Consider the following 12732-nt stretch of genomic DNA (forward strand, 5'->3'; position numbering starts at 1 on the left):
AATGGCCGCATAGACAGCTGCCGCACGTCCCTGGCAACGCTTCAGCTGGTGGAGGCGGCCACAACGACCACATGCGCCTGCATCGGACCGGCCACGATCCCGGTGCCGTAGGCCTGGATCAGCGCCTGTTCGCAGTGATCGGTGGCGCGCGATACAGCGTCCGGCCCGCGCGCTTCCAGGTCAGCGCGTAGCGGCGTGCCCTGGCAGAACGCCACCGCGGTGATGCGGGCCGAAGCGGCCTGGCTGGTGGCGGTGACCGTCTCGAACACCGGCGGCGCCTTAAAGCCGCCCTGGCGCAGGTCCTGCTCGATGGTGGCCTGGCTGTGGTAGCCGTGGGGCACGCGCACCATGAATTCGGGCGGCGACTCGGGAAACAGCGCGGCGAGTGCCGCCGTGATATCGCGGGCGAAGGCGTTGCACTCGATCCGGTCCCAGACATTGAAGACCAGCGTCCCGCCCGGCACCAGCACGCGGCGGGCCTCGGCAAAGGCCCTGGCCTTGTCCGGGAAGAACATCACGCCGAACTGGCAGGCCACCAGGTCGAAGCTGGCATCGTCGAACGGCAGCGCCATGGCGTCGGCTTCGCGCCAGATCACAGGGTGGCCGGTGCCAACCGCTTGCGCGCGGGCCAGCATCGGCGGGTTCACGTCGGTGGCGACGATCAAGGCATCCGCCGGCAGCCGCCGCGCCAGTTCCCGCGTCACCACGCCGGTGCCCGCGGCCAGTTCCAGCACGCGGCGCGGTTCCAGCGCGGCAATGCGCGCCGCCAGGTCGGCAGCATATGGCGCAAAGATCATGGGCACCATCAAGGTCTCATAGATGTCCGGGATCGGCCCCGCGAAGACCTTGTCGGATTGCTGCATGCCCATGGGATCCCCTTGCCACGGCGTGAAATGCCGGTGTCGCGTGATTGGGTGTAGGACAGATTGCGATGAATGTAAACGGAAGGCCCGGCCGGCATTGGTTATGGCCGGGGGGCGGTTCCCTGCAGCTGTTCGCTCGCCAGAGTCAGTATGCGCAGCGTCTCGTCGAACACCGGCAGCGATTCATCGCGCCCCGGCGCGTCCGCCGGCAAGGCGTCGCGGTCGGCGGTGACGCCGCGGATCATCTGGTCGATAAAGCCGGGGCGCGTTGCCTCGGTGCGCTGCAGCAGCATATGCAGCAGGTAGACGCAGGCGCCAAGGCGCGGATCTTGCGAGGATGGCATGGGTTCGTCTCCTGTGGATGGCTTCCAGGTAGCCGGGATGCAGTATGGCGCCGGCGCTTGCAGAAAGTACAGGACCAAGGCAGTGCGATGATCCGTATCGGCATCTCCGGCCGCTGACCGGCTGACCAAGAATCATCCTGCTACTCCTTGATCCGCGGCAGCCAGCCGCTGCCCCGCGTACGCGGATCCACCGGCAACTGGCGCTGCAGCGCGGCCTTGGCCAGCAAATGCGCGCTGATCGGCGCGGTCAGGAACAGGAACGCAATCACCAGCAGCTCATGCAGGCTGGCATCGCCGCGAAAGCTGAAATACGCCACCGAGGCCAGCACCACGCCGCCCACACCGAGCGTGGTCGACTTGGTCGGCCCGTGCAGCCGCATAAAGAAGTCCGGCAGCCGGAACAGCCCGATGGCCCCGACCAGCATGAACCCGCTGCCAACCAGCAGCAGCGCGCAAACAATGAATTCCGCAACGGGGTGCAGCATCTCCCGGCCCTCCTAGTATTCGATGATGTCGCCGCGCTGCAGGTACTTGGACAGCGCCACGGTGCCGACAAAGCCCATCACCGCGATCAGCAGCGCCGCCTCGAAGAACATCGCCGACTCCAGGCGGATGCCGAGCAGCACGATCAGCGCGATCGCGTTGATATTGAGCGTATCCAGCGCCACGATGCGGTCCGGCAGGCTGGGCCCGCGCAGCAGGCGCGCCAGCGTCAGCAGGAAGGCCAGGCCCAGGAGCACCAGGCACACCGGGATCACGATGGCAAGCATTGGAAGATCTCCTTCAACGGGGTTTCATAGCGCGACTTGATGCGTTCGACCAGTGCGGCCTCTTCTTCCAGGTCGAGCACGTGGACCAGCAGCGCGCGGCGATCGTCACTCAGTTCCGCGCAAAGCGTGCCGGGGCTCAGCGAGACGATGCTGATCAGCGCGGTGGTGGCAAGCTCATGCTCGTCGTCCAGCGGCACCACGATGAAGGCCGGCCGCAGGCGCGCGGTGCGGCCCAGCACCAGGATCGCCACTTCCACGTTGGCCATCACGATATCGATCAGCACATGGATGCTGAGCCGCAGGATCAGGTCGGGACGCGACAGGCGGAACGCACCCAGCACCAGCCAGCGGTCGGCCAGCCGGCCGATGGCCCAGCCCAGCAACGCGCCCAGCAGCCAGTGCCCGGGGGCGATGCTGTTGGACAGCATCAGCCAGATGACCAGCAGGATCAGGCTCAGCCAGGGATGGGGCAGCAGGCGGCGCAGCATGGCCTACCTCCCCTGCCCGGGCAGCACCGCCCGCAGGTAGGCGCTACGGTCCAGCAGCTGCGCGGCGGCATCCGCCACGTACTCGCTGGCCGGCCGCGCCCCTACCGTCAGCACCACGTTGCCCGCCAGCAGCAGCGCGCAGCAGGCGAGCTTGCGCGGATCCGGCCGCACCCGGCCACGCGTCGCGGCGGGATGGTCTTCATCGAGATACTCGTCGCCTTCCGGCACGCCTCTGGCCTCATGCGGCAACCGCCACAGCAGCCGCGTGCCGGTGCGCGACACGGCGATCAGCAGCAGCAGGCTCGATACCAGCACCGCGGGCCACAGCGCCGGCATCCACGGCGTCGGTGTGGCACGCAGGATCATGGCCTTGCCGAGAAAGCCCGACAGCGGCGGCAGCCCCACCGCCGCCACCACGCCGACCATGTACAGCAGCCCAGCCAGCCGCGAGGCGCTGACGAGCGCGCCGTCCTCGCGCGGCTGCTCCGGCTCCAGCGCATCGGCCAGCAGGAACAAGCCGGCGGTGCACAGCGTGGTGCTGAGCAGGTAGTACATCGCCCCCGCCCAGCCGGCCTGGGTCTGCATCGCCACGCAGGCCGACAGCAGGCCGACCGACGCCACCACCAGGTAGCTGGTCATCGCGCGCAGCGACCTGGCGGCCAACGCCCCGATCGCGCCGATGGCCAGCGTCACTAGCGCCAGCGGGAAGACCCAGTCATGCAGGAACGGCCCCAGCAGCCCCTGTGGCCCGCCAAAGATCAGCGCGTCGCAGCGCAGCATGGCGTAGATGCCGACCTTGGTCATGATGGCGAACAGCGCCGCCACCGGACCGGTGGCGCTGGCATACGCGCGCGGCAGCCAGAAATACAGCGGGAACAGCGCGGCCTTGAGCGCGAACACCAGCATCAGCATCGCGCCTGCCGCCACCGCCAGCGGCAGGTCCTGCGGCGGCAGGCCCGCCAGGCGCAGGCCAAGGTGCGCCATGTTGAGCGTGCCGGACAACCCGTACAACACGCCGATGGCCACCAGGAAGAACGAGGACGCCACCAGGTTCAGGATCACGTAATGCAAGCCGGCACCGATGCGCGCGCGTCCCGCGCCGTGCACCAGCAGCGCGTAGGACGCGATCAGCAGGATTTCAAAGAAAACGAACAGGTTGAACAGGTCGCCGGCGAGGAAGGCGCCGTTCAGCCCCATCAGCTGGAACTGGAACAGCGCATGAAAATGCCGGCCCCGGCGCGCCGTGCCGTCCCCTGCGGCCGCGAGCGCGACGACGGCCAGCACCGCGGTCAGCAACAGCATCATCGCGCCGGTGCGGTCGAGCTGCAGCACGATGCCGAACGGCGCGGGCCAGTTGCCGGCCTCATAGACCGCGATCTCACCGGTGGCCGCCTGGCGCACCAGCGTGACCGCCAGCGGCACCAGCAGCAGCGTCGCCAGCCCGCACACGATCCGCTGCGCGCGCGGGTGCTGGGCCGGCATCGCGGTCAGCAACGCGCCGGCCAGCATGGGCACCACGATGGGCAGCAGCACGGCGTGGTTCATGGCCGCGGCTCCTGCTTGTCGCCCACCTCGTCCTGTGATTCCGGCCGGCTGGCAGCGTCGACGTGATCGCTGCCGGTCAGTCCCAGCGAGCGCAGCGCCAGCACCACGGCAAACGCCGTCATGCCGAAGGCGATCACGATGGCGGTCAGCACCAGCGCCTGCGGCAGCGGATCGGCATAGCTGGCGCCAGGCACGATCACCGGCGGCCGCCCGATCGACAAGCGCCCCATGCCGAGCAGAAACAGGCTGACCGCATACGACAGTAGCGTCAGCCCCAGCACCACGGGGAATACGCGCTCGCGCAGCAGCAGGTAGATGCCGCAGGCGGTCAGGATGCCGATCGTGATGGCGTAGAGGGCGGCCATCAGGCGTCCTCCTCGGCCCGCGCCGGCGGCAGGTTGCGCACGCCCAGGTGCGAGACGATTACCAGCGTGGTGCCGGTCACGGTGCAGAAGACGCCGAGGTCGAAAATCATCGCGGTCGCCAGCTCCACCTCGCCGATGCCTGGTATGTGGAAATGCCCGAACGCCGTGGTCAGGAACGGATAGCCGAAGGCCAGGCTGCCCAGCCCGGTCAGCCCCGCCAGCAGGATGCCGCCGCCGGCGATGGCGCGATAGTCCGGTGCGATGCGCGCCTCGGTCCAGCGCACCCCGTTGGCCACGTATTGCAGCAACAGCGCCACCGACGTGATCAGCGCGGCGACAAAGCCGCCGCCCGGCAGGTTGTGGCCGCGCAGCAGGATAAAGACCGCCACCAGCAAAGTCAGCGGCAGCATCAGCCGCGCCAGCATCGCCAGCAGCAGCGGATGCGCCTGGCTGGTCCATGGCAGGCCGTCGGGCGCGGCCGACGGCGTGGGCAGCCGCATGCCCCTGAGCAGCGCCTGCACCGCCAGCCCGGCGATCAGCAGCACGCAGATCTCGCCCATGGTGTCAAAGCCGCGGAAATCGACCAGCAGCACGTTGACCACGTTGTGCCCGCCGCCGCCGGGCACGGCTTGCTCGATATAGAAGGCGGAAACCGGGTCGTACGGCCGCGTCATCACGGCATAGGCGGCCACCGCCAGCAAGGTGCCGCCACCCAGCGCCAGCACCACGTCGCGCACGCGGCGGGGATGGTCCTGGCGCTCCGGCGTTTCGCGCGGCAGGTAGAAAAGTGCCAGCACCAGCAGCAGGACGGTCACCACCTCCACGGAGATCTGCGTCAGCGCCAGGTCCGGCGCCGAGAAACGCAGGAACACCAGCGACACCATCAGCCCACACCCGCTCACCAGCACCAGCGCCAGCATGCGCTGCCCGTGCGCGGCCACTACCGCCACGGCCAGCAAGGCAAGCAGCGCCAGCGCGGCGGCGCCCATCGGGTCCAGCGCGCCGGCGGGGACGCTGCCGGCCAGGGCCTCCAGGTCGGCCAGGAAATACGCCGGCACGGCCAGCAGCGCCAGCAGCATCCAGCCGATATAAGCCTGCAGCGAGCCGCTTTCCAGCCAGCGCGTGACGGCCCTGGCAAAGCGTTCCAGCCTGCGCATGCCGCTTTCAAAGGTGCGGCGCGCGTTCAGGTGCTCGATGCCCTGCTGCCAGCGGCGCAGCGCATCGCGGCGCAGGAAGAACAGCGCCGCGCCGCCCGCCATCGACATCAGGCTCATCGCCAGCGGCAGGTTGACGCCGTGCCACAGGTTCAGGCTGTACGGCGGCAACGGCGCGCGCAGCGTGGCCAGCGAGGCCGCCGCAAGCAGGTTGCCCACGGTATGGGCCGGCACCAGCCCCACCACCAGGCAGATCACCACCAGCAGTTCCACCGGCACTTTCATGAAGCGCGGCGGTTCGTGCGGCGGGTAGTTGGGCACGTCGGGGCGCAGGCCGCCGAAGAACACGCCGTAGATAAAGCGCAGCGAATACGCCATCGTCAGCGCGCCGGCCAGCGTGGCGGCAGCGGGGATGACCCAGTTGAATTCGCCCAGCAGGCCCTGCGCCAGCGTTTCGCCGAAGAACATTTCCTTGCTCAGGAAGCCATTGAACAGCGGCACGCCCGCCATCGACAGCGATGCCACGATGGCCAGCACCGCGGTATGCGGCATGTAGCGCGCCAGCCCGTGCAGCCGGTCTAGGTCGCGCGTGCCGGTTTCATGGTCGATGATGCCCGCGGCCATGAACAGCGACGCCTTGAACACCGCGTGGTTGATGATGTGGAAGATCGCCGCCACCGTGCTGAGCTGGGTATCGAGCCCGAACAGCAGCGTGATCAGCCCCAGGTGGCTGATGGTGGAATATGCCAGCAACCCCTTCAGGTCGCGCTGCAGCAACGCCATGCCGGCGCCGAAGATCAGCGTGGCGAGGCCGGTCATGCTGACCAGGTAGAACCAACCGTTGGTGCCGTCCAGCACCGGGTACAGCCGCGCCAGCAGGAACACCCCGGCCTTGACCATGGTGGCCGAGTGCAGGTAGGCCGAGACCGGGGTGGGCGCGGCCATCGCCTGCGGCAGCCAGAAGCTGAACGGGAACTGCGCGGACTTGGTGAACACCGCCAGCAGGATCAGCACCAGCATCGGCGTGTAGAGGGGATGGCGCTGCACCTTGCCCGCCTGCGCCAGCACCTCGGACAGCTCGAAGCTGCCGCAGATATGGCCCAGCAGCAGCACCCCGGCCAGCAGCGCAAGCCCGCCGCCGCCAGTGACGGCCAGCGACATGCGCGCGCCCTGGCGGGCATCGGCGCGCCATGACCAGAAGCCGATCAGCAGGAACGACATGATGCTGGTCAGCTCCCAGAACACCACCAGCAACAGCAGGTTGGCGGCCAGCACCACGCCCAGCATCGCTGCCATGAACACCAGCAGCAGGCAGAAGAAGCGCACCGCGGATTCATTGCGCGCCAGGTAGTAGCGCGCGTAGAGGATCACCAGCAGCCCGACGCCGATGACCAGCAGCGCGAACAGGTAGGCCAGGCCGTCCAGGCGCAGCGACAGGTCCAGCCCCAGCGCGGGCAGCCATTCCATGCGCCAGCCCAGCGCATGGCCGGGATTGTCGAAGACCGCGCCGCGCAGGCGCAGCAACAGCACCAGCGCGGCCAGCGGAAATCCCACGATCACCGGCGCTATCAGCCGCGGCGCGCGCACGCCGATCGCCCACGTCAGCGCCGCGGCAACGACAGGCAGCGCGATCAGCAGCACCAGCACCATCGCCGCGGCCTCAAGGGCGACCGGGGGTGGGCCCGGCCGGCGCACGCATGGCGGCGCCCCGGCGGGCCGGCGTTTCTTTCCAGGCAACAACAGCGACGGCAACGGCGGTCATCGGCAAAGTCCTGTGGGGGCGAGCGTACCCCCTACTGTCCGGATTCTGGGGGCATCGCGCAAGTCGTGTGTGAAATTTTGCCTGCAGCGCGAAAAAAATCATCGCCCTGCAAAAGAAACTGAAGACGCGCCGCTCCCCATGCTGCGCAGCAGTGTCGACGCGTACTACGCTTCGGGGACGATGGTTCCCGGGAAGAAGATGAAGCGGCCGTGGTTCCCTGCAATCGCAGCTTCCAGGCGCTGTCGCACCAGACCGCGGACCACCGCGAAGCGGAGCAGGCGTTCCTCGAGAAGCGCGCCCCGGTGTTCACCGGCCACTGAGGGCCGTCAGGCGAACTTCAGGCGGACTGGGCCTCCGCCGACTTGAGCTGGTTGACCAGCGCCACGTAGTCGCGCATGGCCTGCTCGCGCGCAAGCCCGCGGCGCGCGGCCCAGGCGTCGTACTTGGCGCGGCCGACCACGTCCATCATGCCAGGCCGCTCGCCGCTGACGTCGCCGACGCTGCCCTGCTTGTAGAGCGCGTACAGCGCCAGCAGCGTGTCGTTGTCGGGGGCCTGGCGCAGCGTCTTCGACAGCGCCACGGCGGCCTCGAAGGCCTTTTCGGCAGGGCTCGGGCCCTGCACCGCCGGCGCGCCGCCGAAATGCGCGTCTTCGAGCGCGATCTCGTCCGGGAACCAGCGCCCTTCCAGCAGCTTGCCGTCGCGCAGCGCAAATGCCAGCACGCCCTGCGAGGCCAGCGCGCCGCTGCGCAGCGTTGCCGGCACCACCGCCATGCCGGTATTGAGCACCGGCGCGCCGAAGGCCGTGAACGCGAGCCCGCCATCGGCCCATGCCCGCAGCCGCGCCAGGCCGCGCTCGCCACGATAAACGCCGGTGGTGCGGTTGGCGCCCGGCTGGAACCACGCGAAATCGCCCTTGCCGCGCGCATACAGCGACGTGAAATCGCCCTGCTCCAGGTCGGAGCGCGCGGCGCCGAGCAGTTCGCCCATCTGTGCCGGGCTCATGCGCGCATCGTCGCTGGCCATGCCCAGCGACGTGCCGACGCTGGCCTCGAAGAACTCCAGCACGTGCCTCGCCACCAGCTCGCGGTCGTTGTCGACGCACACCATGTGGTAGCTGTCTTCCAGCACCAGCATGCGCGCCTGCCCGGCTCGCTTGCCCTGCCCGATCTGCTCGACCAGGTAGTTGGCCGAGCGCAGGCTGGTCAGCTCGTCCAGCCGCGCATGCACCACCAGCGTCGGGCAGGTGATGCGCTGCAGGCCCTTGCGCACGAAGCCGCGCAGCCGGTCCACCTCGCGGATGCAGGCGAGCGGCACCCACTGGTAGTGGAAGTTCTCGCCGCGCGCGAACTTGGCCTTGACGATCTCGCGCAACTGCTCGTTCTTGATGCCGTAGGGTTCTTCCTCTTCCACCTTCATCCGGTTCGGCACGCCCGGCACCTGGTAGAGCAGCGCGCGCAGGCCGCGATACCACGGCGTGGCCCAGCCGTCGATATAGACCGGCGGCGCCAGCGCCACCAGCCGGCCCTTGCTGTGCTGCTCGCGCTTGACGGTTTCCACCGCCAGCAGCGCGCCCATGCACATGCCCATCACATGCAGGGTCTCATGCTGGTCGACGATCTCGCGGTATTTGGTGCGCACCGCTTCAAGCCAGTCTTCGGCGCGCACGCCGCACAGGTCTTCCGGCCGCGAGCCATGGCCGGGCAGCGTCAGCGAATGCGTGACGAAGCCGGCGCGCTTCAGGCGCTTGTGCATCGAGCCCAGGTCATACTGCGTGCCGCCCAGGCCGTGGATCAGGAACACGCCCGGCTCAGCCATGCGCGGGCTCCGGCGTGGCCCGCCGCAGCAGTGCGGCCACCTGCTCGACCTTGCCGTCGGCGCCGCGGATGCCGGCCAGGCGTTCGTGCACGCGCAGCCGGCCGCTGTCGGGCAGCGTCACCGCGTATTCCTGCACGCTGTCGGGCGCGTCACCGCGCGCCACCGCCGACCAGGTGGCCTGCACCAGCCCGCGCTCGGCGGCATCGACGCGGTCCAGCCATTCATCGACGCTGTTGACGTGGCGGATGGTGGCGCCGAGCAACTCGGCCGCGCCTTCACTCCAGGTGGCGCGCCCGGTCACGGCATCATACTCGACGCTGGCCACGCCCACGGCCTGCAGCGTGCGTGCATAGCGCAGGCGCCAGGCGCGGGCTTCCTCCAGCGCCGCGCGGCGTCCTTCGGACAGCGCCCGTCCCAGCAGCATCACCAGCGCCCAGACGATGACGAAGCCCTGCACCTCGACCACGGCCTCGCCGGGAAAGCCTTCGATAATATTGAACGGGCCCGCGCCGCGCGCGGTGCGGTAGATGATAAGCAGGCAGCCCAGCAGCGTGGCGATGGCACCGCCGCGCGGGCCCCACAGCAGCGCGGTGGCCAGCAGGAACGGCATCGGCACGTAGGCCAGCGTGGGCGCGAGCCCGCCGAAGCGCTGCGTGGCATGGTCCGAGAACACCGCCAGCACCGCCACGATAAAGATGATGAAGGCCAGCCCGCCGGCCAGGAACTGCTGCATCGGCATGCCGCCAGAGCGGCGCACGCGAAAACCGCGGAAGGCCACGGCCACGGGCGCGACCAGCAGCAGCCCCGCCGCCGTGGAGAAGAACCAGGCGCGCCACTCGACCGGCAGGTCCAGCCCCGGCCGCTGCCAGCGCCACAACTCCACCGCCAGCGTCGCGCCCAGCGCCGACCCCACCAGCGCGCCGGCGATCAGCAGGGTGGCCCCGAGCGGGCTCTGCGGGTCGCGCCGGCCATAGGTGGCGATCCATGCCGCCGTGCCCAGGCTGACCACTTCGATCAGGCCGAAGGCCACGGCGCCGGGCAGTTTCAGCGCATGCGCAGCCATGCCCCAACCCGCCAGCGTGATGCCCGCCCCCACCAGCACCGCCGGCCACGACCAGCGCGCGCAAACCAGCAACGCGGCAAGCGTGACGCCGCTGCCCAGCCACACCGGCACGGCCTCGGTCGCGGCCTGCGCCAGCATCTGTGACACGATCCCGGCGGCCAGCACCAGCACGCCGACCGTCACTGCCAAGCGGATCTGCTGCATGGATTCCCCTCCCATGGCACGTGTGACTCAGGATAGTTGCCGCGCCATGGAGGGACAAGGTAAGTCACCCGGCGCCATCCGGCGCCAGGGGAGATCCGAGGGCGCCCTAGCCTGCCACGCCCAGCGCGCCCTCGACATTGCGCACCAGGCTGACCAGGCGCGGACCGACGTCGTCTTCCATCTGCTTGCTCTGCTGGCTGAACACCGGCACCGAAGCGGCAAAGATCCACGCCTCGCCGTCTCGGCGCGTGCGCATCGGCACCGCAATGGATTCCACCTCGCGGTGCAGGTCGCGGTGACCGCGGCAGAAGCCGAGCTGGTCCAGGTCGAGCGCAGCGTCGGCCAGCCGCTCGCGCAGCCAGTCGCCGCGCTGCGGCTCGGTGGCCGCCAGTTGCTCGACATAGGCCTCGCGCTCGGCCTCGCTCATCATCAGCAGGTAGCTGCGACCGGACGCGGTGCGCGAGACCGACACCCGCGTGCCCGCCTCCGGCCGGAACACATGGCTGCCCACGCCCTGGGCGATTTCCACATAGGTCAGCGTGTTGCCATAGCCGACGATCAGCTCGACCTGCCCGGCGATATGGTCGGCCAGTTCCTGCATCTGCGGGCGCGCCAGCTGGCGCACGGTCATCCGCGCCAGCGCCGGCGCGGCCAGGTTGACCAGGCCCACCCCCGCCACGTAGCGCGACAGTCGCTCGGAATAGCGCAGCAGGCCCAGCTCGCACAGCGTGTCCAGCAGTCGGAACAGCGTTGGCTTGGCCAGGCCGGTGCGCTCCATCAGCTCGCGGCTGCTGAGCTCCTGCACCGTCGGCGAGAAGCAGTTGAGGATGGAGATGCCGCGCGCCAGTGCGCTGACGAGGCGTGCCTCGCCGTCGGAATCGGCGGGCGTCGGGGTCACGGAAGCTTGTGGTGCATTAGCCATATTAGAGCCTTCGGCCTGAATTTTTTGATACCAGCGTCTCAAAACCCGGATGTTGCCCTTCGTTTTTTCCGAAGTCAAATGCTGTTTTTTGAGTTTACATGGCAGCTTTCCGAAGCCAGAATTCCGATTCATCGTATTGGACGATCACTTTTCGGTACGGACGTCTCAATATCCCAGCAACGACTCGCAACGCTCAGCTTTTTCAGGAGACACCTCATGCAACAAGCCGTCATCGTCGACGCCATCCGCAGCCCGATGGGCCGTTCCAAGCCGGGATCGGCCTTTACCGAACTGCATGCCACCGAGCTTCTGGCGCAGGTGCTCAAGGGTCTGGTCGAGCGCAACAACCTGGATCCGGGTCTGGTCGATGACGTGATCACCGGTTGCGTCACCCAGGCCGGCGAACAGTCGGCTGGCCCGGGCCGGGTGGCCTGGCTGGCAGCCGGCTTCCCCGACCACGTGCCCGCCACCACCATCGACCGCAAGTGCGGCTCCAGCCAGCAGGCGGTGCACTTCGCCGCGCAGGGCATCATGGCGGGCGCCTATGACATCGTCATTGCCTGCGGCATCGAGTCTATGAGCCGCGTGCCGATGGGCTCGGCACGCATCGGCCAGAATCCCTACGGGCCGTCGATGGAGGCACGCTACGCGCCCGGCCTCGTGTCGCAGGGCGTGGCGGCCGAACTGGTGGCGGCCAAATATGAGCTGTCGCGCCAGCAGATGGACAGCTATTCGGCGCGCTCGCACGAGCTGGCCGCGGCCGCGCGAGAAAGCGGCGCCTTCCGCCGTGAAATCCTGCCGATCAGCACGCCGAACGGGATCATCGACCAGGACGAGACCATCCGTCCGGGCACCTCGGTGGAGAAGCTCGGCACGCTGCAGGCCTCGTTCCGCAGCGAGGAACTGGGCGCGCGCTTCCCGCAGATCGGCTGGAACGTGACCGCGGGCAATGCCTCGCAGATCAGTGACGGCGCCGCGGCGATGCTGCTGATGAGCGAATCGGCCGCGCAGCGCCTGGGCCTGAAGCCGCGCGCGCGCTTTGTCGCGTTCGACGTCTGCGGCGACGATCCGGTGATGATGCTCACGGCACCGATCCCCGCCAGCCAGCGCGCGATCAAGAAGAGCGGCCTCAAGCTCGACCAGATCGACCACTACGAGATCAACGAAGCCTTTGCCTGCGTGCCGCTGGCCTGGCAGCGCGCGCTCGGCGCCGATCCGGCGCGCCTGAACCCGCGCGGCGGCGCGATCGCGCTGGGGCATCCGCTGGGCGCCTCGGGCGTGCGGCTGATGACCACCATGCTGCATGCGCTGGAAGACAGCGGCCAGCGCTACGGCCTGCAGTCGATGTGCGAAGCCGGCGGCATGGCCAACGCCACCATCATCGAGCGCCTGTAAGCGCCCCCTCGTCTTGCAGATTCCCGCGCGATTGACGCCGC

At 68.9% G+C, this 12732-nt stretch carries 12 protein-coding genes; 1 reads left to right on the plus strand and 11 read right to left on the minus strand.

The window, feature by feature from the left end; all coding sequences use genetic code 11:
- Window positions 1-41: 41 nt before the first annotated feature.
- From AC10V3_RS10700 to AC10V3_RS10750, 11 genes are all read right to left on the minus strand, one after another.
- Complete coding sequence (locus AC10V3_RS10700; protein WP_022535226.1) at window positions 42-869, minus strand: class I SAM-dependent methyltransferase; 828 nt, start codon at window positions 867-869, stop codon at window positions 42-44.
- Window positions 870-964: 95 nt separating this feature from the next.
- The gene (locus AC10V3_RS10705; protein WP_022535227.1) at window positions 965-1207 is read right to left on the minus strand and encodes a hypothetical protein; all 243 of its coding nucleotides are present in this window, start codon (window positions 1205-1207) and stop codon (window positions 965-967) included.
- A 140-nt stretch (window positions 1208-1347) separates the two neighbouring features.
- Window positions 1348-1692 (minus strand): Na+/H+ antiporter subunit G, encoded by a 345-nt coding sequence (locus AC10V3_RS10710; RefSeq protein ID WP_022535228.1) that lies wholly within the window; start codon window positions 1690-1692, stop codon window positions 1348-1350.
- A 12-nt stretch (window positions 1693-1704) separates the two neighbouring features.
- On the minus strand, window positions 1705-1977 hold the full coding sequence (locus AC10V3_RS10715; RefSeq protein ID WP_022535229.1) for a K+/H+ antiporter subunit F: 273 nt from the start codon (window positions 1975-1977) through the stop codon (window positions 1705-1707).
- On the minus strand, window positions 1962-2465 hold the full coding sequence (locus AC10V3_RS10720) for a Na+/H+ antiporter subunit E (protein WP_022535230.1): 504 nt from the start codon (window positions 2463-2465) through the stop codon (window positions 1962-1964). Before AC10V3_RS10720 ends, AC10V3_RS10715 begins: the two co-directional genes overlap by 16 nt.
- A gap of 3 nt (window positions 2466-2468) precedes the next feature.
- Entirely contained in the window at window positions 2469-4010 is a 1542-nt protein-coding gene (locus AC10V3_RS10725) for a monovalent cation/H+ antiporter subunit D (RefSeq protein WP_022535231.1), read from the minus strand.
- Window positions 4007-4375: a Na+/H+ antiporter subunit C gene (locus tag AC10V3_RS10730; protein ID WP_022535232.1), complete on the minus strand. Its 369-nt coding sequence runs from the start codon at window positions 4373-4375 to the stop codon at window positions 4007-4009. Before AC10V3_RS10730 ends, AC10V3_RS10725 begins: the two co-directional genes overlap by 4 nt.
- Entirely contained in the window at window positions 4375-7179 is a 2805-nt protein-coding gene (locus AC10V3_RS10735; protein WP_022535233.1) for a monovalent cation/H+ antiporter subunit A, read from the minus strand. Before AC10V3_RS10735 ends, AC10V3_RS10730 begins: the two co-directional genes overlap by 1 nt.
- A 449-nt stretch (window positions 7180-7628) precedes the next feature.
- Window positions 7629-9107 carry an acyl-CoA-binding protein gene (locus AC10V3_RS10740; protein WP_022535235.1) on the minus strand — a complete coding sequence of 493 codons (1479 nt, stop codon included), beginning with the start codon at window positions 9105-9107 and terminating at the stop codon, window positions 7629-7631.
- Window positions 9100-10374 carry an MASE1 domain-containing protein gene (locus tag AC10V3_RS10745; RefSeq protein ID WP_022535236.1) on the minus strand — a complete coding sequence of 425 codons (1275 nt, stop codon included), beginning with the start codon at window positions 10372-10374 and terminating at the stop codon, window positions 9100-9102. Before AC10V3_RS10745 ends, AC10V3_RS10740 begins: the two co-directional genes overlap by 8 nt.
- Before the next feature lie 106 nt (window positions 10375-10480).
- A complete protein-coding gene (locus AC10V3_RS10750; protein WP_022535237.1) occupies window positions 10481-11296 on the minus strand; it encodes an IclR family transcriptional regulator in 816 nt (271 codons plus the stop codon).
- Window positions 11297-11512: 216 nt separating this feature from the next.
- Between AC10V3_RS10750 and AC10V3_RS10755 the strand changes: the two genes are divergently transcribed.
- Window positions 11513-12691 carry a thiolase family protein gene (locus tag AC10V3_RS10755; protein WP_022535238.1) on the plus strand — a complete coding sequence of 393 codons (1179 nt, stop codon included), beginning with the start codon at window positions 11513-11515 and terminating at the stop codon, window positions 12689-12691.
- Window positions 12692-12732: the final 41 nt, after the last annotated feature.

The sequence above is a fragment of the Cupriavidus sp. PB-02 genome (assembly GCF_058252315.1).

Coding starts and splice junctions, on each gene's coding strand:
- AC10V3_RS10710 (WP_022535228.1), bottom strand. CDS start 1,692: ATGCTGCACCCCGTTGCGGAATTCATTGTTTGCGCGCTGCTGCTGGTT.
- AC10V3_RS10735 (WP_022535233.1), bottom strand. CDS start 7,179: ATGGTGCTGGTGCTGCTGATCGCGCTGCCTGTCGTTGCCGCGGCGCTG.
- AC10V3_RS10730 (WP_022535232.1), bottom strand. CDS start 4,375: ATGGCCGCCCTCTACGCCATCACGATCGGCATCCTGACCGCCTGCGGC.
- AC10V3_RS10720 (WP_022535230.1), bottom strand. CDS start 2,465: ATGCTGCGCCGCCTGCTGCCCCATCCCTGGCTGAGCCTGATCCTGCTG.
- AC10V3_RS10715 (WP_022535229.1), bottom strand. CDS start 1,977: ATGCTTGCCATCGTGATCCCGGTGTGCCTGGTGCTCCTGGGCCTGGCC.
- AC10V3_RS10745 (WP_022535236.1), bottom strand. CDS start 10,374: ATGCAGCAGATCCGCTTGGCAGTGACGGTCGGCGTGCTGGTGCTGGCC.
- AC10V3_RS10740 (WP_022535235.1), bottom strand. CDS start 9,107: ATGGCTGAGCCGGGCGTGTTCCTGATCCACGGCCTGGGCGGCACGCAG.
- AC10V3_RS10755 (WP_022535238.1), top strand. CDS start 11,513: ATGCAACAAGCCGTCATCGTCGACGCCATCCGCAGCCCGATGGGCCGT.
- AC10V3_RS10705 (WP_022535227.1), bottom strand. CDS start 1,207: ATGCCATCCTCGCAAGATCCGCGCCTTGGCGCCTGCGTCTACCTGCTG.
- AC10V3_RS10700 (WP_022535226.1), bottom strand. CDS start 869: ATGGGCATGCAGCAATCCGACAAGGTCTTCGCGGGGCCGATCCCGGAC.
- AC10V3_RS10725 (WP_022535231.1), bottom strand. CDS start 4,010: ATGAACCACGCCGTGCTGCTGCCCATCGTGGTGCCCATGCTGGCCGGC.
- AC10V3_RS10750 (WP_022535237.1), bottom strand. CDS start 11,296: ATGGCTAATGCACCACAAGCTTCCGTGACCCCGACGCCCGCCGATTCC.